Raw genomic sequence first — 20,322 nt, forward strand, 5'->3', positions numbered from 1 at the left:
CTGCGAGGTGGTCTAGGCGCTACTTCGCCCCCAGCAACTCCTCCCGACTCCGCTCCGTTTCCTCCCGCAGGCCCTGCACGACGGCGGCTACCGCGGGGCGGCGCATGGAGTCCGGGCGGAGGACCATCCAGTAGGGGAGGAGCTCGGCGAAGTCGGCTGGCAGGAGGCGCACCAGATCCGGGTGCCGGTCGGCCATGAAGCACGGCAGGAACCCCACTCCTGCGCCGGCGCGGGTGGCTTCCACATGGACGAACACGTTGGTTGAACTCAGTCCGTCGCGCATGGTGGGGACCAGCCTGCGGGGAGCATCGAGGTCATCTACCTGGAGCATCGAATCCACGAAGTACACGAGCTGATGCTGCGTGAGTTCCTCGATGCTGGCCGGTGTTCCGTTGTCAGCCAGGTAGGCCCGTGAGGCGTACATTCCCAAACGGTACTCACCCAGGCGGATCGCTTCGGCCCGGTGCACCTGCGGCGTCCCTACCACCACTTCGATGTCCAGGCCCGAGCGCTGTTGCAAGGCCCTGCGCGTCACGGTGACAATCTCCACGCTGAGGCCAGGGTGCTCGCGTCGAAGCCGTGCCACGGCCGGTGCCGCGATGTAGGCGCTGAAACCATCGGTTGCGGTCATGCGAACGACGCCGGTAATCGGGTCTGGTGCGCGGTCGCTCGGCCCCAGCGCACCCACCGCAGCTTCGATCCGTTCCGCGACCAACACGGCTTCCGCACCCAATTCCGTCACTTCCCAACCACCGGCGGCACGTGCGAGGACCCGGCCTCCCAAGGACTTCTCCAGTGCCGCTATCCTGCGCGAAACGGTGGTGTGGTTCAGTCCCAAGGCTTGTGCCGCCGTCGTGAATTTTCCTGAACGTGACACGGCGAGCAAGATGAGGAGGTCATCGGGGTTCGGTTTCATATCTGCAATTCTGCACACGTAGGGTGCCGCTTTGGTCATTGAGCGCAAAAGAATCTGCAGCAATACTCAGTGGAGCATTTCGTGTTGTGGATCACATCACGTTCACAAGGGTCGAAGAGGACACTGAGGAGATGGATATGAGCGTAGAGCAGCGCTCCGCATCAAAAGCAGGGAAAGCCGGCGAAGGTTCCGGACTCAAGAAAATTGTGGCTGCCTCCATGGTGGGCACCGTAGTGGAGTGGTACGAGTTCTTCCTCTACGCCACGGCCGCCACCTTGGTTTTCGGCAAGTACTTCTTCCCCAGCACAGGCAATGAACTGGACGGCATCATCCAGGCCTTCATCACCTACGCCGTGGGCTTCGTTGCCCGGCCGCTGGGCGGAATCGTCTTCGGCCAGATCGGCGACAAGCTGGGTCGCAAGCCCACGCTGCAGCTGACAATCGTGATCGTCGGCGTCTCCACCTTCCTGATGGGCTGCCTCCCCGGCTTCATGGACATCGGCTACTGGGCCCCGGCCATGCTGGTGGCCCTGCGCTTCATCCAGGGCTTCGCCCTCGGTGGCGAATGGGGCGGCGCTGTCCTCCTCGTGGCAGAACACAGCCCCAACAAGTCGCGCGGGTTCTGGTCCTCATGGCCCCAAGCCGCCGTGCCGGTGGGCAACCTCCTGGCCACGCTGGTCCTGTTCGTCATGTCCAGCACCCTCAGCAGCGAAGCGTTCCTCGGCTGGGGTTGGCGCGTCGCGTTCTGGCTCTCCGCAGTGATCGTGTTCGTTGGGTACTACATCCGCACCCACGTCACCGAAGCCCCCATTTTCCTCGAAGCCAAGGCACAGGTGGAGGAGTCCAAAGCCATCAGCTACGGAGTTGGCGAGGTCATCCGCAAGTACCCCAAGGGCATCCTGCAGGCGATGGGTCTGCGCTTCGCGGAGAACATCATGTACTACCTCGTGGTGAGCTTCGCGATCGTCTACCTCAAGAGCGTCCACAAATACGACACCTCCTCGCTCCTGCTGGCTCTCCTGATCGCCCACGTCATCCACTTCCTCGTCATCCCGCAGGTGGGACGGCTGGTGGACTCGTGGGGACGCAAACCCGTGTACCTCGTGGGCGCAATCACCGGCGCAACCTGGCCGTTCTTCGCCTTCCCCATGTTCGACACCAAGAACGCCGTGATCATCGTCCTCGCCGTCACCATCGGCCTCTGCCTGCACGCCTTCATGTACGCCGGTCAGCCCGCCATTATGTCCGAGCTCTTCCCCACCCGCATGCGGTACTCCGGTGTTTCGCTCGGCTCGCAGGTCACCTCCATCTTCGCCGGCTCGCTCGCACCGCTGCTGGCAACCCAGTGGCTCAAAGACACCGGATCCTGGGTTCCCACAGCCATCTACCTCGTGGTCGCCTGCGCCATCACGGTGGTCGCTGTCATCTCACTGAAGGAAACCAAGGGCATCGCGCTGCAGGACGTGGACCAGGCCGACGCCATCCGCCACGGACTGACCACTGCCTCGAAAGGCTGAAACTGATGGACAACTCCTTGAACGGACGCAAAGCATTGATAACCGGCGGGGCGAGCGGAATCGGTGCCGCCTGTGCCCGGGCGCTCGCCGCCCGCGGGGCCAAAGTAGTAGTGGCCGACGTCGATGCCTCCGGAGCTGCGGCCCTCGCCGATGAGCTGGGCGGCACAGCCTGGACGGTGGATCTGCTGGACGTCGATGCCTTGGCCACCCTCAGTCTCGACTGCGACATCCTGGTCAACAACGCCGGCATCCAGAAAGTTGCGCCGATCGAGGAGTTCGAGCCCGCGGAGTTCCGCCGGATCCTGGCCCTGATGTTGGAGGCTCCGTTCCTCCTTATCAGGGCCGCACTCCCGCACATGTACGCCAATGGGTTCGGCCGGATCATCAACATCTCCTCGGTCCATGGGCTCCGGGCCTCCGCCTACAAGAGCGCATATGTCTCCGCTAAGCACGGGCTGGAGGGGCTCAGCAAAGTCACCGCCTTGGAGGGCGGCCAACGCGGTGTCACGTCCAACTGCATTAACCCCGGGTACGTCCGGACGCCACTCGTTGAGAAGCAGATCGCCGATCAGGCCCGGCTTCACGGCATCCCTGAGGCCGAGGTCCTGGCCAAGGTGATGCTCACTGAGTCCGCCGTGAAACGGCTTGTGGAGGTGGAGGAAGTGGCGTCGTTGGCTGCCTGGATGGCCTCCGACGACGCCGGTATGGTCACCGGCGCGAGCTACACCATGGACGGCGGCTGGTCGGCCAGGTAAGGCTCCGCCGTGTTCAGGGCCCGGCAGCTTAGAGTGTGGCATGGCTAAAGTAATGTCCTTGCGGGGCAAGCGTGCTGTGGCGACCGTGGTGAACCTTGCGGCTGTGGCAGCGTTCACGGTGATGCTGGTGGTCACCGGAGAGCAGTTGCACTGGGCAGTCATCATTGCTGTTGTTGGGGTCTTCGCTTCATATGTCGTCCTGTTATTTGACCCGGTCTTAGCAAGGCTGCGCTTCCAACGTTTGCTCCGACGCGGCCTTCTGGAGTGTTGGATCCGTTGCCATGAACCACAAGAAAACGGCCGGTTGGTGGGCTGGGAGCGCGGGCTGGTGTCGTTTCGGGCCCCAGCGGTGGACTTCGTCAGAACGGGACCCACCAAGCCGTCTCAAAAGGGGCTCTTCACCTTCCTGGTCAGCGGGAAGGCGGAGCCAAATCTCTGGGACCCTCACCCGAACGATGCACGATTTCTTGGCCGGGGTGTCCGCTCAATTCAGCTGGATACAACGTGGGGCGTCATTGACATGGCCGCTTTCCCCGAGGCCATGGAGCGGATAGATCGAGTGCTGTTCAGCCCCGAACCGGTGAGGTGACAGGCTTGAGACAATGTGAAGGTTGTCCACATAGACAACTTTGGCTCTGATGCTGGTTCGGAGGCGCTGGCAGAGTGGCTCTATGGACAGAATGCAGGGATCGCAGCACGTATCAGTGGCTTCGCCGCCGGATCTGCCTGCCGGTATCCCGGTTTCCTCGCCTGTAGCTCCTGAAATGGCTGTTGGCGCTTTGGGCGTTCGCGGACTCAGGCTTGCACTGCTGTCGCTTCCCATGAGCGCCGGCTCTTCTGAGCTGATAGATGAGATGCGCCATCTTGAGGAGCTGAAGTCTGCTGTTTCCGCCCGGCAGGCCCGGGCTGCGGTGGCGCTCGATCTTGCGCAGCGAGCCGGGCAAGCCCACGCGGGGGTGCCAGATTCAAAGTGCGACACAGGGGTTGCTGCACAGGTGGCGCTGGCACGGCGGGAGTCACCCAACAAAGGATCAAGGCTTTTTGGTCTTGCCAAAACGCTGGTCATGGAGATGCCGCGGACCATGGCAGCGCTGGAGTCGGGGCAAATAAACGAGTGGCGGGCCACGCTGCTGGTGAAGGAAACAGCCTGCCTGTCCGTCGAGGACCGGGCCGCAGTGGACGAGGAACTTGCCCCTGACTCCGGAACCTTCGACGGAGCCGGAGACAAAGCCATCATCGCCGCCGCAAAAGCAGCCGCATATCGTCGCGATCCCCGGTCAGTGGCCCAGCGGGCCAGTCACGCCGCCACGGAACGGACCGTCAGCCTACGTCCCGCACCGGACACCATGACGTACCTGACGGCGCTTCTCCCCGTTGCCCAGGGCGTAGCCGTCTATGCCGCGCTCAACCGGACGGCCGACTCCATGCGCTCCAGCGGAGACGCCCGGACCCGTGGGCAGGTCATGGCAGACACCCTGATCGAACGCGTTACCGGAACGCCGGGAGGTGTCTCAGGTATCAACCTCAACCTTGTGATGACCGATCGCGCGCTCTTCCAAGGCGACTCTGAGCCTGCCCGGCTGGAAGGCTATGGAATCGTACCCTCGGAATGGGCCAGGGCGCTTCTGGTTGAGGATCAATGCGGCTCTGAGGATCAGCCCCAGCCTGACCAGGAGCCAACGGATCGCAGCGGGTTCGCAGTGCTGCTCCGCCGCCTCTACACCGCTCCCGGCAGCGGTGAGCTCCTTACGATGGACTCAAAAGCACGCTTCTTCCCCCAACAGTTGAGGCGCTTCATCCGCATCCGGGACCACACGTGCCGTACGCCTTACTGCGACGCGCCCATCCGACACATCGACCACGTCATTCCTTGGCATTCAGAAGGCAGCACCAACCTCCACAATGGGGCCGGGCTTTGTGAAGCCTGCAACCACACAAAGGAAAATCCTGGCTGGTCCGCAAAGAGCATGCCCGGTGACGTGCACACGATCCGTGTCAGCACCCCCACCGGGCATAGCTACAAATCCAAAGCGCCACCGCTTCCGGGGCATAAGTCCACGCGTCTGAGAAACTAGCGCGCCTTCACAACCGGCATTTGCGCGGTCTCGTCCACCAGCTCAGCCCGGCGAAGGCCGCCCCCGCGAACCCACAGCTTGTAGGCAACGAACAGGAGGAGAAGCCAAGTGCCACCCACGTACAAGGCAACACGGGTGTCTTCGAAGACGCCCAGAATCACAATCACCATGGCCATGAACGCCATGGTCAGGATGGATGCAATGGGCCATAGCGGCGAACCGAATTCCGACTCCGGCAGTCCCTTGCGCTTGATCTCCCGCTTCATGGCCACATGCGAAGCGAGGATCATCACCCAAACCCAGACCGTAGCGAAGGTAGCGATTGAAGCGATGAGCACAAACACATCCTCCGGAATGACCGCGTTCAACACCACGCCCACCAGGAGGATGCCGCCCATCATCACCACGGTCATCCACGGAACGCCGTGCCGGGAGATCTTGCTGAAGCTCTTGGGTGCGTGCCCTTGCTGGGCCAACCCGAAGAGAATGCGTCCGGCCCCAAAGATGTCGCTGTTGATGGCAGAAAGCGCGGCCGTGATGACCACGGCATTGAGGATGTGCGGTGCGGCAGGGATCCCCAGACCATCGAAAATCTGCACAAACGGACTTCCGCTGCTGCCGATCTCGTTCCAGGGGAAGATGCTCATCAGCACGCCCAACGTCAATACGTAGAAGAGCAGCACGCGGACCGGCACAGTATTAACTGCCTGCGGGATCACCTTCTTGGGGTTCGTGGCCTCGCCTGCCGTGATGCCGATCGTCTCGATGCCGCCAAAGGCAAACATGACGACGGCGAACGCGGCCAGTAGCCCCTCAAAACCGTTCGGGAACAAACCGCCGTGATTCACCAGGTTCCCCAGTCCCGGTGCCACGCCACCGCCGTCCCCCGTTTGGAAACCGAAGACGATGATCGCTGCTCCGCCGACGATCATTGCAATGATCGCCACCACCTTGATGAGCGAGAACCAGAACTCAAGCTCCCCGAACACTTTCACGCTGAGCAGGTTCATGGCACCCAGGAACAGGATGATGGCCAGCACCCAAATCCATCTGTCCACCTGGGGGAACCAGAACCCCATGTAAATACTGAAGGCCGTGACGTCGGCGATAGCTACGATCGCCATCTCGAACACGTAGGTCCATCCGGTCACGAAGCCCGCGAATGGTCCCAGGTACTTGGACGCGTACTGGCCGAAGGAGCCGGATACCGGGTGTCGGACAGCCATTTCGCCCAGCGCACGCATCACCATGAACACGGCAGCGCCGCCGATGATGTAGGCCAGCAGGACGGCGGGTCCTGCTTTCTGGATGGCGGAGGCGGAGCCGTAGAAAAGGCCGGTGCCGATCGCGGATCCGAGCGCCATGAAGCGAATGTGACGGACGTTGAGGCCTCGGCTGAGCGCCGTACCCGCGGCTTGGAGGACAGAGCTCTCCGCAGCCAGCTTGGTTTGTTGCATAGTAAAACCTTCTCGTCTTTGGGAGGGGATCGCTATCCAGCAGATCACTTTTGACGCCCTTGTGATGGGACTCACGGGGGTTTGGTGTCTTTGATCGCAGACAGTCTCATGACTCTGTTTTTAGGAGTGGTAAAAGTCATAGTCCGTAGTCGGATATGATGACCGCGGACAGCTCGTCACAGGTCAGGCATCCCTCGCATCCGCGTCGCCCCCATTGAACTCCGTGCTGCCAATCGCATTCGTTACTTGGGGGACCCTTGTTATCTTCATTCCGCGCTACCCGGCGCCGTGTTACTGCTGCCCTGATTGCCGTTGCAGCTGGGGCTTCTCTGCTCTTCGCTGCTCCAGCCCAGGCCTACGACATTCCCACCTTTGAGGTGCCGCACGCCGCTCAGGCTCCTGTCCCGTTCGTGGAGCGGGCCACTGATACTGCCGGCGTTGTTGAGCTGTGGAAGACAGGTGGCCCTGCAACCCGCGCCGCTGCTGCGACCGCGCTGGTGGGTGGCGCCGATGCGCTTCAGGCATTCCTCGACGCCGGACAGGACGTCACGCTCGCCGCGGACCGCAAGCAGCTGGTCACCGAGCTGACGACGCGGGGAAGTGCGCATGTTCGCTCAACTGCGCAAAAGATCCTGGCGGCGAATGACCCCGCGACGATCGATGCGTTCCTTGCTACGGGCTGGGCCGAGACGTGGAAGGGTGACCTCAGAGTCGCTGCTACGTTCTTTCAGGAGTACGGCAATGTCCATGTTGAACGCGCCGCGGCCGAGAGTCTGGACAAGGGCGATGGGGCTATTGAGAAGTTTGTCCTTGAGGGCTGGCGCGCCAAGGTCTGGATGACGGACCGCATGGCGGCTTATGCGGTGTTGGCTTCCGAGAATCCTGCAGTCTCTGCCGCTGCGGAGGCCGCGCTGAAAACCGAAAACGGGGATGTGGTGGCCGATTTCCTTCGCTACGGCCAGTTTGTGGTTGCCGGTCACGACGCTGAGTTGAGGACAGTGTCCGGGCTGCTCCAGCAGGTCAAGGCCGATGTCGCAGCCAACCCCAACGGCACCGCAGCTGTTGCTGATCGCGCGAAGGCCGCCATAGAGAAAGCCAAAAATGCGGCATCAGCTGCGAGGGAAGCAGACACCGCCAGATTGATGGCCGATTGGAAATTCCAGTCCGCGCAGGCACTCCCACGTGCTGTTATCGACGGCGCAAGCATGATCACTGAGAAGCCACTACGGGAAGCCTTTGCCAAGGCAGCCAAAGAAGTGCCCGGTCTACTCGCAACCCTGACGGCCCCCGGTGCCGACCTCAACACCCTGATCAACGAAGCACGCCAAGCCACCTTGGACCTTGGGCTGGTAGGTACACCGGAGGTTCGGAAAGCCGCGGAGGCCGCGCTGCTGGGTGGCGACGCCGCGATCAAGGACTTCATCACCGTCGGGCACGATGCTGCAGAAACGTTGGATGGCACCGTCATGCTCAACGAGAGGCAGCGCGTTGCCCAGCTCCACGCTACGGGCGGCGAATACGTTCGCAAGGCGGCCTCGATAGCCGGAAAGTCCTGGAGTCACCCGGATACCCGCTACTTCCTTGAGTACGGATTGGCTCAGGCGCAGGAGCTCGACAACCGCATCCTCGCCTACCAGAAGCTGGACGATGCAGATCTGGAACTGCGGGTTGCCGCCAATATAGCCCTGGAAGGTAGCCGGGCAGACGCGCAAGCATTCGCTACGGTCTGGCAGTTTGCAGCCGCCGATCGAGACGCGGCAACCACTGCCCACGTTGCCTCTATCGACGCCATGATCGCCGAGCTTGTTGGGCTTGCAGACACAGCAGCCGTCGACGCCGGTAAGGCGGCCGACGCTGCCAAGGCCGCGGAAGAGGCACGCCAAGCGGAAGAGGCACGCCAAGCCGAAGCCGCACGCCAAGCGGAAGCCGCCGCGGAAGCTGCACGCCAGGCCGAAGCTGCCGCGGCCGCTGCTGGTGGACAGCCCGGCCAGGCTGGAGCCGGACAGGTTGATGTTTCACAGCACTCCGGTGCCGGAGCAGCCCCAGTGATCGTTCCTTGGCCCCGCGACTACGCTCCCGCCGTCGGACTTGCTGAAACAGGTACCCCGGCCGAGGCGGCCGCAACACCTGCCGCCACTCCGTCGCCCGCGCCGAGCATTTCGGTGCCGCCGGCCGCTTCAGCTGCCAAGGATTCCGCGTCGGTTGATTCCCAGTCCCAAGAGGCGGCCACCCCGCTGGCCGCTTCCTCTGCGGGGATGAGCGGATGGACTATTGGGCTGATCGTGGCGCTGGTCCTGGCTGCGGCGGGAGCCATTACGTTCCTGCTTCGGCGTAAGGGCGCAGCGTCAGCGTGAGGGAAGTAAGTCCACCGCTTAGAGGTTAAGGCTCAATGGGACGTGCCGGTCTGTAATCCGGGCGTCGAATTCCTGATGGCACTCGGATTACAGCGTCTGGATTCTGAGGTCAATCTCCGTTGCTGAGCCTTCCACCCGGAACGTGGTTCGGTATCCGCGGTGTCCCTCGGTCTTGGTCATGAGTAAGCGTGGCGTGAATTCGGTCGAGGTTAGACCCGAGATGATCTTATTGAACGTGGGCTCGGATCGGTCTTGGGTGATGATCTCAACGCTGAGTCGGTCGGGCCTCGTTGACCATAAGTCGATGCTGTCGGCGTTGCTGGCGAGAAAGATTCCAGCGCGACGGATGATCGCACTCACGGCCAAGTCTGATTCGTGTCCCTCGGGCCTGGTAGAAAGCGCCTCGACACGGTGGAGATATTGTTCTGTTCGGGCTCCCTGGAGCTCATCGTTTAAATTCGGGTGGCATGCTTCCTCGAATGCTGCGACGCTGATGCCCCTGACGATTACTGAGCATGGCCTAGCTAGGACATAGAACTCGATTCCCTGCGCTTGAGGCAAGGGTCGGTATCTTAGGCCCGGGTACCCATTCGCCAAGACTTGCTCGCCGGCATACCAGGATGGCAAAGAGTTGGCGAGCCTAGAGATCCGGTAGCGGGGCATGTTCGAAAAAGAGATTTCGAGTGATTCCTTGCCGGGGCAGATCCTAGTGATTCTCATGCCGTCTTGATGCCTGTCGGCGATGTGAAAGTAGCCTAGCTGCCGAAAAACTTGTCCTTCGAGGCGGCGTTGCCAAGCCCCGGCAGGAACAGTTACCGGATCACGGCTGGAGATTGCCAACAGGTGAGCGTGCGCTAGACGATGGGGCTCTTGAAGGGCTTGTGAACGGAGCCGTGCGCGACGAGTCAGCAGATGATGGGTAGACATGTTTTCCCTTGAGCGCACCGACCTGCGCCGTTGTAGGGAGCCAAAGCCCAACCTGCAAAGTTCTGAATGTCAGCGGCGTCCAAGACTGCTTAGCCGTCGGGTCACTGGTCGGAGCGTACCCAGGCGAGGGCGGCTGACCGCCCGCGACTGAGTGTACCGGATTCTGCCCACCACCTGGGGTCGCCTAGACTCAAGAAAAAAATAACCCCGGCCGCATCATGGCTCTGGTCCAGAGAGGCGGGTCCGGGGACTTCGGGATCAATCCTATCAAGGAGCCAGCTCGTGTCCAACTCCCAGCTGTGGTCGAACGGGGCGCACAACAGAGCTCTGGACGAGGCAGTCACACCCATTCGAATGGGAACGTATTTGGCTGCGGCCGGGCAAGACGTGAGCCTGGCGCGAAAACTCTACGTCTGGGACCGGGACATATCAGCGGCTGTGCTTGCTGATGTTGCGATTATCGAAGTGGCCCTGAGGAACTCAATGGCAAAGCAACTCCACTCGGCTTATGGGTTTGACTGGTACAAGCAGGACATTGGCCTTGACGGCCCAAGCCGAAGCAAATTGGCGGAAGCATGGGGCAGGTTGCCGCAAGGACGCAAAACGCCCGGGCACTTGGTTGCAGGACTGATGTTTGGCTTTTGGAAGGGTCTCCTGGAGCCCGGAGGCTACGTAGGAAAGGAGCCCCAGAGGTTTCACGTCTCTCACGACCAACTCTGGATAAACGGACTCTCGAAGTCGTTTCGAGGCGCCCGAGCCATTGCAGCGGCCGACAAAGTGAAATTCACTCGATCATGGACTCACGGGATCGTTGCCGTTGTCCATGCGGCCAGGAACCGCGCCGCTCACCACGAGCCGTTCGTGTCCGGATTTCCGCTTCCTGGACAGAGCACCAGGCTCACGGTTCAGGACGGACATGCCGCCTGCCTTAAACTTGCCGCGATGCTTGACCGGGATCTTGCGGACTGGCTCAAAACCACGACAAACGTATCCCAACTCATCGCCAACCGCCCGAAGTAGCGCGACTCCCGACGCCACGTGTCCGGCATTCCAGACACGCATGCGCGCTCAGTTCTGGCGATTGCCCTGCGCAGGGTGCACGCTTGAGTACGGGATACCGGACAGCCGTGTCCGGGATCCCGTACTACGTCAGAGCAGCGAGGAATAATGACAACGACGCCAACCGCCCATGGCAAAGCCACGTCCAAGGTCCCGGCCGCTGAGAATACCCTGCGCATTTTGAAACTGTTGGCCTCGCGACGCGGCCCCATGGCGGCGTCGAACATTGCAACAGCCCTCGGCTTGCCACGCTCCAGCGTGTACCACCTGCTGGGTGTGATGGAAGCGAATGGGTTCGTCCTGCACCTGCATGAAGAGCAGCGCTACGGGCTGGGTATCAGCGCTTTCGAGCTCAGCTCTGCGTACTCGCGTCAGGAACCCCTGTCCCGGCTGGGACGTCCCATGCTCGCTTCCCTGGTGGACGTGATCGGTGAGAGCGCGCACTTGGCGGTGCTTCACGGCCGGGATGTTCTCTACATCGTGGAGGAGCGGGCCAAGAACCGCCCCAGCCTGGTAACTGACGTCGGTGTCCGCCTGCCCAGCCACCTCACGGCGTCGGGCCGCGCGATTCTTGCCGCGCTGCCAAAGTCGCAAGTCCGCGCCCTGTATCCAAATGCGGCCGCCTTCACCTCACGGCATGAAGTTGAGTTCCCCATCATGAAGTACTCCGCGCTGTCATCGCATCTGGATCAAGTGCGGCAGCGCGGCTACGCCACGGAAAACGGCGAAATCACGCCGGGGTTCGGCTCAATCGCCGCCGCTGTGACGGACCATGTTGGATGGCCGACGGCGGCAGTCGCCGTCACGTTCTTGGAGGACAAAGTGCCTGCTGAGCAGTGGCCGGTTCTGGCCGCCCGCATCCGGAAAGCGGCGGACGAACTGTCGGTGCGAATCCACGGACGGCCCGGGGCCTGACGTGGCGCTCAGTCTCGACCGCTGGCTTCCTTCTCGACGAGTTTCCTGAAGGTCTCCAGCTCGCCTTGAAAGCTGCCTTTGTAAGAGCCCAGGGCGAAGAGCCGGCCAAAAATCCCGGCGATGAATCCGCGGGTGACGAATTCTTGGTGGATGCGTGTGCCCTGGCCCTCGGCCGTAAATCTCACATCTGACTCACCCTTCAGGATCGCGTTGCCGAAGCGGGTGCGGATGTGCCGTGGCGGCTCTGCGGCAAGGATTTGGGTGGGGCTTGCCATGCGTCCAAACCACACTGTATAGCGGCTGCCGGCCTGGTTGGGTGGGCCGGTGCGATCGGTGACGCGGGTGACTCCTCCGATCCATTCGGAGAACCGATCCAGGTCCGTCCACATCGCGAAGACGCGCTGGGGCGGCGCCGCGACGAGGGTTGTCACCCGGTACGTTGCCATGGGTCCAGCATGCGCTCATTGCCGAGTAAATGCGAGGGGTTGATCATGTCTGTAATCCCGGACAGCACCGCCTCAAAAGCCGTTCCGGCCGCACGGTAAAGGGGCTTTAGTAGAAGCAGAAGATCTTTCCTCCACCTACTTCCCACAGACGAAGGAGTCACCATGGCACCCGCCGATTTCACTTCTGGTGCCCGTCCGGTTAAGGCCGCCCGGGGTACCGAGCTCACTGCCAAGTCGTGGCAGACCGAAGCGCCGTTGCGCATGTTGATGAACAACCTGGATCCGGAGGTTGCTGAGCGTCCGGATGATCTGGTGGTTTACGGTGGCACGGGCCGTGCTGTGCGTAGTTGGGCTGCTTTTGATGCGATTACCCGGACTCTGGAAACCATGGAGAAGGACGAAACTCTTTTGGTGCAGTCGGGCAAGCCGGTGGGTGTGTTCCGCACCCATGAGTGGGCTCCGCGGGTGTTGCTGGCGAACTCGAATCTGGTGGGGGACTGGGCAACGTGGCCTGAGTTCCGCCGGCTCGAGGCTGAGGGTTTGATGATGTACGGCCAGATGACGGCCGGGTCCTGGATCTACATCGGTACCCAGGGCATCCTGCAGGGCACGTACGAGACTTTTGCCGCGGTCGGGAACAAGCTCTCTGCTGTCAGGCAGAACACCGCACGTCACCCGGCACCGGCAGCGGAGGGCTCCACCGAGGGGCCTTTGGCGGGGACCCTGACGTTGACGGGTGGGTGTGGTGGCATGGGCGGGGCCCAGCCGTTGGCTGTGACCCTGAACGATGGTGCGTGCTTGATTGTTGACGTGGACGAGACCCGTCTGCGCCGCCGCGCCGGGAAGCGGTACCTGGACGAGGTGGAAACGGATCTGGACGCCGCGATCAAGAAGGTCCAGAAGGCCAAGGATGAGCGTCGCGGCTGGTCCGTAGGGTATGTGGGCAACGCCGCCGAAGTGTTCCCGGAACTGCTGGCCCGTCACAAGGCCGGGGAGATCACCTTTGATGTGGTCACCGATCAGACCTCCGCGCACGATCCGTTGTCGTACCTGCCCGAGGGCATCAGCGTGGCCGAGTGGCATACCGAGGCTGAGGCTGACCCGGAAGGGTTCACGAAGAAGGCCCAGGCGTCCATGGCCCGCCAGGTCCAGGCAATGGTGGAGTTCCAGGACGCCGGGGCTGAGGTGTTCGATTACGGCAACTCCATCCGTGATGAGGCACGCAAGGGCGGGTACACCCGGGCGTTTGAGTTCCCGGGCTTCGTTCCGGCGTATATCCGTCCGTTGTTCTGCGAGGGCCTGGGCCCGTTCCGCTGGGTTGCCCTGTCCGGGGATCCGGAAGACATCGCCGTCACCGACAAAGCGATCAAAGAGCTCTTCCCGGAGAACAAGCACCTGCACAAGTGGCTCGACGCCGCCGCGGACCGGGTGGAGTTCGAGGGCCTGCCGGCACGCATTTGTTGGCTCGGCTACGGCGAACGCGCCAAGGCCGGGTTGTTGTTCAACCAGTTGGTGAAGGAGGGCAAGGTCAAGGCCCCGATCGTGATCGGCCGTGACCACCTGGACTCGGGGTCGGTGGCGTCCCCGTACCGGGAGACCGAGTCCATGGCTGATGGTTCGGATGCGATTGCTGACTGGCCGTTGCTCAACGCCCTGATCAACACCTCCTCCGGTGCCACCTGGGTCTCCATCCACCACGGCGGCGGTGTCGGTATCGGCCGGTCACTGCACGCCGGACAGGTCTCCGTCGCCGACGGCACCGACCTCGCCGCGGAGAAGCTCGAACGGCTCCTGACCAACGATCCCGGCATGGGCGTCATCCGCCACGTCGACGCCGGCTACGACCGCGCCGTCGAGGTCGCCAACGAACGCGGCGTCCGCATCCCCATGAACGAATCCCCAGAGAGCAAGTAAAAGTGACCATCCTCCCCACGAACCCCCTAACCTCGCAAGCTCGGCCAGGGAACCCTGTCCGCGTGGCCCCATCCAACGAACAGCTCACCGTCACCCTCGGCTCCAGTGGCGTCACCCCGGAAGACGTCGTCGCCGTCGCACGCCACGACGCCAAGGTGACCATCTCCCAGGAAGCCTTGGACAACGTTGCCAAGGTCCGTGCCCACATTGACGATCTGGCCACCAGTGACGTTCCTGCGTACGGCATTTCCACGGGCTTCGGCGCACTGGCCAACCGCCACATCCCCAACGACCTCCGCACGCAGCTGCAGAAGTCGCTCATCCGCAGCCACGCAGCCGGCATGGGCCCGGCAGTGGAACGCGAAGTGGTTCGCGGCATCATGTTCCTCCGCGCCAAGACGCTGGCATCGGGACGCACCGGCGTCCGCCCCGTGGTTTTGCAGACCATGGTGGACGTCCTCAACGCGGGGATCACCCCGCTGGTCCGCGAGTTCGGTTCGCTGGGCTGCTCGGGCGACCTCGCTCCGTTGTCCCATTGCGCATTAGTCCTCATGGGCGAAGGTGAAGCTATGGGTCCCGACGGCGAACTGTACGGAACCGCTGGCCAGCCGCCGGTTGCTGAGCTTCTTGCGCAGCATGGGATCGAGCCGGTCACCCTCGCCGAGAAGGAGGGCCTGGCCCTCGTCAACGGTACCGAGGGAATGCTCGGCATGCTGCTGATGGCCATTGCTGACATTCGTTTGTTGCTTGCGACGGCGGACGTCACCGCGGCGCTCAGTGTCGAGGCCCTGTTGGGTACCGACCAGGTGTTCCTGCCGGAGCTTCACGCTGCACTGCGGCCGCACCCGGGCCAGGCAGCCAGCGCCGACAACATGCTCCGCGTGCTGTCCAACTCGCCCATCGTTGCTTCCCACCGGATCAATGACACCAAGGTCCAGGACGCTTACTCGCTGCGTTGCGCACCGCAGGTTGCCGGTGCTGTCCGCGACACCGTGGACCATGCAGCGCTGGTCGCTTCCCGCGAACTCGCCGCAGCGATCGACAACCCGGTGGTCCTCCCGGACGGCCGCGTGACCTCCAACGGCAACTTCCACGGTGCCCCTGTGGCTTACGTTCTGGACTTCCTGGCCATCGCGGTGGCGGACCTCAGCTCAATTGCCGAGCGACGCACGGACCGCATGCTGGACCCTGCCCGCTCACACGGTCTGCCGGCGTTCCTCGCTGGCGACCCCGGTGTGGACTCCGGCCTCATGATCGCCCAGTACACCCAGGCCGGCCTCGTCTCTGACAACAAGCGGCTGGCTGTCCCGGCGTCAGTGGACTCCATCCCGAGTTCGGCCATGCAGGAAGATCACGTATCCATGGGCTGGCACGCTGCCCGGAAGCTGCGCAAGGCCGTGGAGAACCTTCGCCGCGTGCTCGCCGTCGAGCTGGTCACCAGCGCCCGCGCCATTGATATGCGGACGCAAATGTCCGACGGCGAACTCACCCCGGGTCCGGCCGGGACGGCGGTGCTTGAGGTGCTTCGCGAAGTGGTCCAGGGCCCGGGCGCTGACCGGTTCCTGTCGCCGGAACTGGAAGCGGCTGACCGTCTGGTTGGCTCCGGCGCGGTCCGTGCGGCCGCCGAATCCGCCGTCGGGATTTTGGCCTGACGTCGAATAAAACGCTCATTTGATGGGCATATTTGTCACGCCCCGGTCTTTGTTCGCAACGCAAGCACCGGGGCGTGGCAAATGTAGTAGAACTTATGGTGTACGTCACGTCCACAACAACGGTGTTGTGGGCTTGACGGTCAACCGTTCAACACAACTCAATACACAACAGAGAACATCCACAAAGGGGTAGAAGTTCAATGAAGGCACGCGGAGCAGTCCTGTCCAGGCGAAGCGCTCACACGGCTGTGGTAACCGACTGGAAGACGCTGAAGGTGGGCGAGAGGGTGGAAGTTGTCAAATACGCCCACGTGATCGCCACCGGTCTGATCGAGGAAGTCTCCGGCAGCGGGAACGTGGTGTGGCTTGAGCATTCGGGCCCGGGCGTTACCGAGGAGGGCAAGGAATTGTTCATGAAGTCCGACGGCGTGACTCTCCGCCGGGCGTAGGCGGTAGTTCGCTGAGGCAGAAGTTAAACAGAAACCGGGGCTCGTTCCCTTCCGCGGGTAGTAGATGCGGAAAGGAACGGGCCCCGGTTTTTGGCGTCGCTGCCGAAAAATACGTTGGGGTATCAGGCAGCGAGTACTTCGCGGGTCTGACCGAAGGGAACGGATTCGTCCAGAGCCACGGTGTAGGTGCCGGGCTCGTGCCGGGTCACCAGAATGCCGCAGTTAGCATCAGCTGCTGCGCTTTCGATCAGGGCGTCCACGGCGCGGTCGAGTCCGTCGTGGATTTCGTCCGCCCTTGAAAAGGACAGGCGGATTTCGCGTTCTGCAACCATTGCAGGGGTCATCGGGGGGCCTCCTATTACGTGTCGCATGCGAGGGCGACCCATCAATCATAGTGGGCCGTCCCGAAGATTTGTAAGATGACCGGCAGCCCAGTGATCCGGGTCTCATCTGCGGGTTGATGCAGGAAGGCCGATTGCGCGCACGGGAAGTGGGTCCGGCCGCTGGGGCCCAGTGGACGTGGTGGCGGGATTCGAACCCGCGTGCGCTGCTTTGCAGGCAGCTCCCTGGCCTCTTGGGTACACCACGTGCAAACCACACTAGGAGGCCTTCCTCCCGCCTCCCAAAGTTGGTTTCCCCGGCTTTCGCAGCGCTACGCGAGGTGTCCCTGAGCTACGGGAAGGTTGCCCCGCATTTCCTGCGATGACGGGTGTTGAGGGCTCGGGCGCCGGAGGGTCAGCCGCTTGTTTGTTGGGTTCTGCGTTCAGCTTTGGCCGCTTTGGATACTCCTGCAGCAACAACCAGCGTGAGAATCGCCGCAGCCATGTGGGTGTAGAGCAGCAGATGGATGTCACCGGCTGGCGCGGCTCCCTCAGCCTGGATGCCTTCGGTGGCCGTCTTCGGCGCGGGCTGACCGCCGTGCAAGTGCTCCAGCCCGGTGCCCGCGAAGTAGCCCCCAAAAGCGTCGAACCCCATGTGCAGCAGTTGCTGTGCCACCCCGGAAACCAGCAGCAAGAGCAGTGGCCCGTTGATCCAACGGGCAAGCAATTGAGCCGCCAGGCACGCGAGGGCGGCGAAAGCCAGGAGGACGGGTACGGCAGGGGCGCTGCCGCCGGCCACCAGGTGTGCGAGCAGACCCAGGGTAACGGCCACCAGGCCGGTCACCCATGCCCACTTGTCCTCCACAGACGTTGCACGCATCCTTATCCTCTCCTCCACACAGGCTATGCGGAGGAAGTTCCCGGGAACAGGCCCAACTAAACACAAGCGGCGCGCTTGAACAGGCGCGCTTGTGCTGGAACAGGCGCCCGGCTATGCCAGCAGCGTGTTCAACAGCCGGGCCGCCACTTTGGCAGTCCGGGAGTCGATGTCGAACTCAGGATTCAGCTCGGCCACGTCCACATGCAGCAACTTGCCGCTGGCTGCCACTTGCCGGCAGATGGCGCTGATCACCGGCAGCGGCACACCATAGGCGGCGGGCGCACTCACACCGGGTGCCACGGACGCCGGCATCACGTCCAGATCTATGGTCAAGTACAGAACGTCCACGCCGGCCAGGAAGTCAGCAACAAACACTTCCGCAGCTTCCGGAGTGCACAGCTCATCCAGGAGGTATTTCACGCCCAAACGCCGGGCCGTGGTGAAGAGCGACTGAGTGTTGTTGGGCTCTGAGATGCCGACGACGGCGTACTGCAGTTCGCGCCCAGCGGCGGCTTCCGCCTCGGCCATCTGCAGGAACGGAGTGCCGGAGCTGGGAATCGGTTCATCCCGGAGGTCAAAGTGGGCGTCCAGGTTCAGCACGCCCAGCCGCTTACCGCGGACGGCGTCCGAACCGGCAACACCCAGGTAGCTGGCAAACGCGGTCTCGTGGCCTCCGCCCAACACAACAGTGAGGTTACCGGCGTCGAGCAGTGCCGAGATGGCGAGCCCGGCGCGCTCTTGGCCCGCTTCCAGTGAGCCGCCCTCCACCACCACATCACCGGCGTCGAACACGTCACGGTCAAGATGAAAAGCCAGCGGACCCAGCGCAGAGCGGATAGCCGCAGGCGCTGCCGCTGCACCCACGCGCCCCTTGTTCCGCAGAACTCCGGCGTCGCTGCAGAAACCAATCACGACGGCGGGGCGCTGGGAGGCCGCCGCGCCGGAGACCGTGTGGGGTGCTACGGCTTGCCACCAGCGGCGATGCTCACTGCCCTCGCCGTCAAAGCGACCGGTCCATGGGGTGGGTGAGGCATCTACGCTGAGGGGGCTGGTTTCCATGCTTCAAGCACACCTGAACACGCAGGCCGAAACCAGCGATTCCGGGTGGGGGGTGTCTGAAATGCCGGACTCTCCTACTTGACGCCCAGCAGCTCTTCTACTGTTCCAATGCCGAAGAACAGCAGGAACGCCCCAGCCACAGCCCACATGAGCGGGTGGACTTCGCGGGCTCGGCCCTGGAAAGTGCGGATCAGGACAAAGGAGATAAAGCCTGCGCCGAGGCCGTTGGCAATGGAGTACGTGAACGGCATGAGGGCAATGGTCAGGAACGCGGGGATTCCCACTCCCCAGTCCTGCCAGTCGATCTTGCCCACCTGGGAGACCATCATGAAGCCCACCACCACAAGGGCGGGTGCCACGGCCTCAAACGGAACCAGGTTGATGAGGGGAGTGAAGAACATGGCCACCAGGAAAAGCGCGCCGGTAACGATCGAGGCGAGCCCGGTGCGTGCGCCTTCGCCAATGCCGGCGCCGGATTCAACAAAGATCTGGTTGGAGGAAACGGAGGCTCCGCCGCCCACGATCGCGCCGAGGGCGTCCACTTGGAGGACCCGGTCCACGTTGGGGATGTTCCCGTCCTTGTCCACGGTTCCGGCCTCGTTGGCCAGGCCAACCATGGTGCCCATGGCGTCGAAGAAGATGCTGAGGAGGATCACGAACGCCAGCAAAGCCGCAGCAATGAAACCGAGGTGCTCAAAGGCGCCGATCGGATTGGCCTTGCCAATCAGGGACAGGTCCGGGGCGCCCCATTCGCTGAGCTTGGGGGCCACCAGGGACCAGCCACGGGGATTGACGTTGGTGCCATCAAAGCTTGGGCCGATGTGAAGTGTGAATTCCAGGATCGCGGCCAGGGCAGTGGAAACCACAATGCCAATCAGGATGGCGCCGCGGACTTTGCGGACCACCAAGGCGATGGTCAGGATCAGGCCAACGGCGAACACCAGCGTGGGCCAGCCAAGGAGCTTGCCGTCCACACCCAGGCCCAGCGGAACGGTGGTTCCGGCGGCATCGGGGATGCGGCGGACGAAGCCGGCGTTGACCAGGCCAATGAGGGCGATGAAAAGGCCGATGCCCACAACAATGGCGGTCTTGAGCGCTTCAGGCACCGCTTTGAAGACCGCAGTCCGGAAACCGGTCAGCACCAGGATCAGCATGGTGATGCCGGACAACACCACGAGCCCCATCATGTCCGGCCACGTTAGGCCGGGGTGGGAGGCAACCGTGACCGCTACGAAGGCGTTGACGCCCAGGCCTGTGGCCACGGCGAACGGATGCTTGGCCCAGGCACCCATGAGGATGGTCAGGATGCCAGCAACGAATGCGGTGGTGGCTGCCACGGCGGTGAAGCCCAGCGAAGCACCGGTTGAGTCAGGTCCGGAGAGGATCAGCGGATTCAGCACCACGATGTAGCTCATGGCGAAGAAGGTCGCGAAGCCGCCACGGATTTCCCGCGAATAGGTGGATCCACGTTCGGAAATCTTGAAGTAACGGTCGACTGCAGAACCTTGTTTCAGCATGAAGGTCTCCGGGGATCGAGGGGAGTTTGCTCTCAAATCCTATGTTGTCCGGTGCGGGCCCTCCGCACGATTCGCCTAGTCTGTAAGGAAGCCAACACTAGGAGAAACCG

17 protein-coding genes and 1 tRNA gene are annotated in these 20,322 nt (G+C 62.7%); 10 read left to right on the forward strand and 8 right to left on the reverse strand.

Going from position 1 to position 20,322, the window contains the following annotated elements; genetic code table 11:
- Nucleotides 1-19: 19 nt before the first annotated feature.
- The gene (locus ABI796_RS02005; protein ID WP_174754624.1) at nt 20-916 is read right to left on the reverse strand and encodes a LysR family transcriptional regulator; all 897 of its coding nucleotides are present in this window, start codon (nt 914-916) and stop codon (nt 20-22) included.
- Nucleotides 917-1,053: 137 nt separating this feature from the next.
- Here ABI796_RS02005 and ABI796_RS02010 point away from each other — a divergent pair, with 137 nt between their 5' ends.
- The 4 genes from ABI796_RS02010 to ABI796_RS02025 all read left to right on the forward strand — a co-directional run bounded on the left by ABI796_RS02010 (nt 1,054) and on the right by ABI796_RS02025 (nt 5,263).
- Nucleotides 1,054-2,433, forward strand: coding sequence for an MFS transporter (locus tag ABI796_RS02010; protein ID WP_141286387.1), 1,380 nt, complete (start codon nt 1,054-1,056; stop codon nt 2,431-2,433).
- Nucleotides 2,434-2,438: 5 nt separating this feature from the next.
- Nucleotides 2,439-3,188: a 3-hydroxybutyrate dehydrogenase gene (locus ABI796_RS02015; RefSeq protein WP_141286389.1), complete on the forward strand. Its 750-nt coding sequence runs from the start codon at nt 2,439-2,441 to the stop codon at nt 3,186-3,188.
- A gap of 40 nt (nt 3,189-3,228) precedes the next feature.
- Nucleotides 3,229-3,777, forward strand: coding sequence for a hypothetical protein (locus tag ABI796_RS02020; RefSeq protein WP_141286391.1), 549 nt, complete (start codon nt 3,229-3,231; stop codon nt 3,775-3,777).
- Between the two features lie 82 nt (nt 3,778-3,859).
- Complete coding sequence (locus ABI796_RS02025) at nt 3,860-5,263, forward strand: HNH endonuclease signature motif containing protein (protein ID WP_170224986.1); 1,404 nt, start codon at nt 3,860-3,862, stop codon at nt 5,261-5,263.
- Here the strand turns inward: ABI796_RS02025 and ABI796_RS02030 are convergent.
- Nucleotides 5,260-6,720, reverse strand: coding sequence for an amino acid permease (locus tag ABI796_RS02030; protein ID WP_141286395.1), 1,461 nt, complete (start codon nt 6,718-6,720; stop codon nt 5,260-5,262). The genes ABI796_RS02025 and ABI796_RS02030 overlap by 4 nt on opposite strands.
- Before the next feature lie 257 nt (nt 6,721-6,977).
- On the opposite strand from ABI796_RS02030, the gene ABI796_RS02035 reads away from it, so the two are divergent.
- From ABI796_RS02035 to ABI796_RS02045, 3 genes are all read left to right on the forward strand, one after another.
- The gene (locus ABI796_RS02035) at nt 6,978-9,074 is read left to right on the forward strand and encodes an ALF repeat-containing protein (RefSeq protein WP_141286397.1); all 2,097 of its coding nucleotides are present in this window, start codon (nt 6,978-6,980) and stop codon (nt 9,072-9,074) included.
- 1,209 nt (nt 9,075-10,283) lie between these two features.
- A complete protein-coding gene (locus tag ABI796_RS02040; protein WP_141286401.1) occupies nt 10,284-11,021 on the forward strand; it encodes an Abi family protein in 738 nt (245 codons plus the stop codon).
- Between the two features lie 147 nt (nt 11,022-11,168).
- Complete coding sequence (locus ABI796_RS02045) at nt 11,169-11,975, forward strand: IclR family transcriptional regulator (protein ID WP_141286403.1); 807 nt, start codon at nt 11,169-11,171, stop codon at nt 11,973-11,975.
- Between the two features lie 8 nt (nt 11,976-11,983).
- On the opposite strand, the gene ABI796_RS02050 is transcribed toward ABI796_RS02045, so the two are convergent.
- The gene (locus ABI796_RS02050; protein WP_141286405.1) at nt 11,984-12,421 is read right to left on the reverse strand and encodes an SRPBCC domain-containing protein; all 438 of its coding nucleotides are present in this window, start codon (nt 12,419-12,421) and stop codon (nt 11,984-11,986) included.
- A gap of 162 nt (nt 12,422-12,583) precedes the next feature.
- Here ABI796_RS02050 and ABI796_RS02055 point away from each other — a divergent pair, with 162 nt between their 5' ends.
- From ABI796_RS02055 to ABI796_RS02065, 3 genes are all read left to right on the forward strand, one after another.
- Nucleotides 12,584-14,335, forward strand: a complete 1,752-nt coding sequence (locus ABI796_RS02055) for a urocanate hydratase (protein ID WP_373092190.1) — start codon at nt 12,584-12,586, stop codon at nt 14,333-14,335.
- A gap of 62 nt (nt 14,336-14,397) precedes the next feature.
- A complete protein-coding gene (hutH, locus tag ABI796_RS02060) occupies nt 14,398-15,987 on the forward strand; it encodes a histidine ammonia-lyase (protein ID WP_141286320.1) in 1,590 nt (529 codons plus the stop codon).
- Nucleotides 15,988-16,187: 200 nt separating this feature from the next.
- Nucleotides 16,188-16,436, forward strand: coding sequence for a hypothetical protein (locus ABI796_RS02065; protein WP_141286318.1), 249 nt, complete (start codon nt 16,188-16,190; stop codon nt 16,434-16,436).
- A gap of 122 nt (nt 16,437-16,558) precedes the next feature.
- Here the strand turns inward: ABI796_RS02065 and ABI796_RS02070 are convergent, their stop codons facing one another.
- From ABI796_RS02070 to ABI796_RS02090, 5 genes are all read right to left on the reverse strand, one after another.
- Complete coding sequence (locus tag ABI796_RS02070; RefSeq protein WP_141286316.1) at nt 16,559-16,780, reverse strand: hypothetical protein; 222 nt, start codon at nt 16,778-16,780, stop codon at nt 16,559-16,561.
- A 170-nt stretch (nt 16,781-16,950) separates the two neighbouring features.
- A tRNA-Cys gene (locus ABI796_RS02075) sits at nt 16,951-17,024 on the reverse strand.
- Nucleotides 17,025-17,171: 147 nt separating this feature from the next.
- Nucleotides 17,172-17,636, reverse strand: coding sequence for a hypothetical protein (locus ABI796_RS02080; RefSeq protein WP_141286314.1), 465 nt, complete (start codon nt 17,634-17,636; stop codon nt 17,172-17,174).
- Nucleotides 17,637-17,747: 111 nt separating this feature from the next.
- On the reverse strand, nt 17,748-18,695 hold the full coding sequence (gene hutG, locus ABI796_RS02085; protein WP_141286312.1) for a formimidoylglutamase: 948 nt from the start codon (nt 18,693-18,695) through the stop codon (nt 17,748-17,750).
- A gap of 74 nt (nt 18,696-18,769) precedes the next feature.
- Complete coding sequence (locus tag ABI796_RS02090; protein ID WP_141286310.1) at nt 18,770-20,212, reverse strand: NCS2 family permease; 1,443 nt, start codon at nt 20,210-20,212, stop codon at nt 18,770-18,772.
- Nucleotides 20,213-20,322 lie beyond the last annotated feature (110 nt).

Source organism: Paenarthrobacter aurescens (genome assembly GCF_041549525.1).
GTDB classification, from domain to species: domain Bacteria; phylum Actinomycetota; class Actinomycetes; order Actinomycetales; family Micrococcaceae; genus Arthrobacter; species Arthrobacter aurescens.

What these genes read in the sequence shown, in the direction of transcription:
- ABI796_RS02015 (WP_141286389.1), top strand. Translation starts at nt 2,439, where the DNA reads ATGGACAACTCCTTGAACGGACGCAAAGCATTGATAACCGGCGGGGCG.
- ABI796_RS02050 (WP_141286405.1), bottom strand. Translation starts at nt 12,421, where the DNA reads ATGGCAACGTACCGGGTGACAACCCTCGTCGCGGCGCCGCCCCAGCGC.
- ABI796_RS02065 (WP_141286318.1), top strand. Translation starts at nt 16,188, where the DNA reads ATGAAGGCACGCGGAGCAGTCCTGTCCAGGCGAAGCGCTCACACGGCT.
- ABI796_RS02080 (WP_141286314.1), bottom strand. Translation starts at nt 17,636, where the DNA reads ATGCGTGCAACGTCTGTGGAGGACAAGTGGGCATGGGTGACCGGCCTG.
- ABI796_RS02045 (WP_141286403.1), top strand. Translation starts at nt 11,169, where the DNA reads ATGACAACGACGCCAACCGCCCATGGCAAAGCCACGTCCAAGGTCCCG.
- hutG (WP_141286312.1), bottom strand. Translation starts at nt 18,695, where the DNA reads ATGGAAACCAGCCCCCTCAGCGTAGATGCCTCACCCACCCCATGGACC.
- ABI796_RS02010 (WP_141286387.1), top strand. Translation starts at nt 1,054, where the DNA reads ATGAGCGTAGAGCAGCGCTCCGCATCAAAAGCAGGGAAAGCCGGCGAA.
- ABI796_RS02025 (WP_170224986.1), top strand. Translation starts at nt 3,860, where the DNA reads ATGGACAGAATGCAGGGATCGCAGCACGTATCAGTGGCTTCGCCGCCG.
- ABI796_RS02030 (WP_141286395.1), bottom strand. Translation starts at nt 6,720, where the DNA reads ATGCAACAAACCAAGCTGGCTGCGGAGAGCTCTGTCCTCCAAGCCGCG.
- ABI796_RS02055 (WP_373092190.1), top strand. Translation starts at nt 12,584, where the DNA reads ATGGCACCCGCCGATTTCACTTCTGGTGCCCGTCCGGTTAAGGCCGCC.
- ABI796_RS02005 (WP_174754624.1), bottom strand. Translation starts at nt 916, where the DNA reads ATGAAACCGAACCCCGATGACCTCCTCATCTTGCTCGCCGTGTCACGT.
- ABI796_RS02020 (WP_141286391.1), top strand. Translation starts at nt 3,229, where the DNA reads ATGGCTAAAGTAATGTCCTTGCGGGGCAAGCGTGCTGTGGCGACCGTG.
- ABI796_RS02090 (WP_141286310.1), bottom strand. Translation starts at nt 20,212, where the DNA reads ATGCTGAAACAAGGTTCTGCAGTCGACCGTTACTTCAAGATTTCCGAA.
- ABI796_RS02070 (WP_141286316.1), bottom strand. Translation starts at nt 16,780, where the DNA reads ATGACCCCTGCAATGGTTGCAGAACGCGAAATCCGCCTGTCCTTTTCA.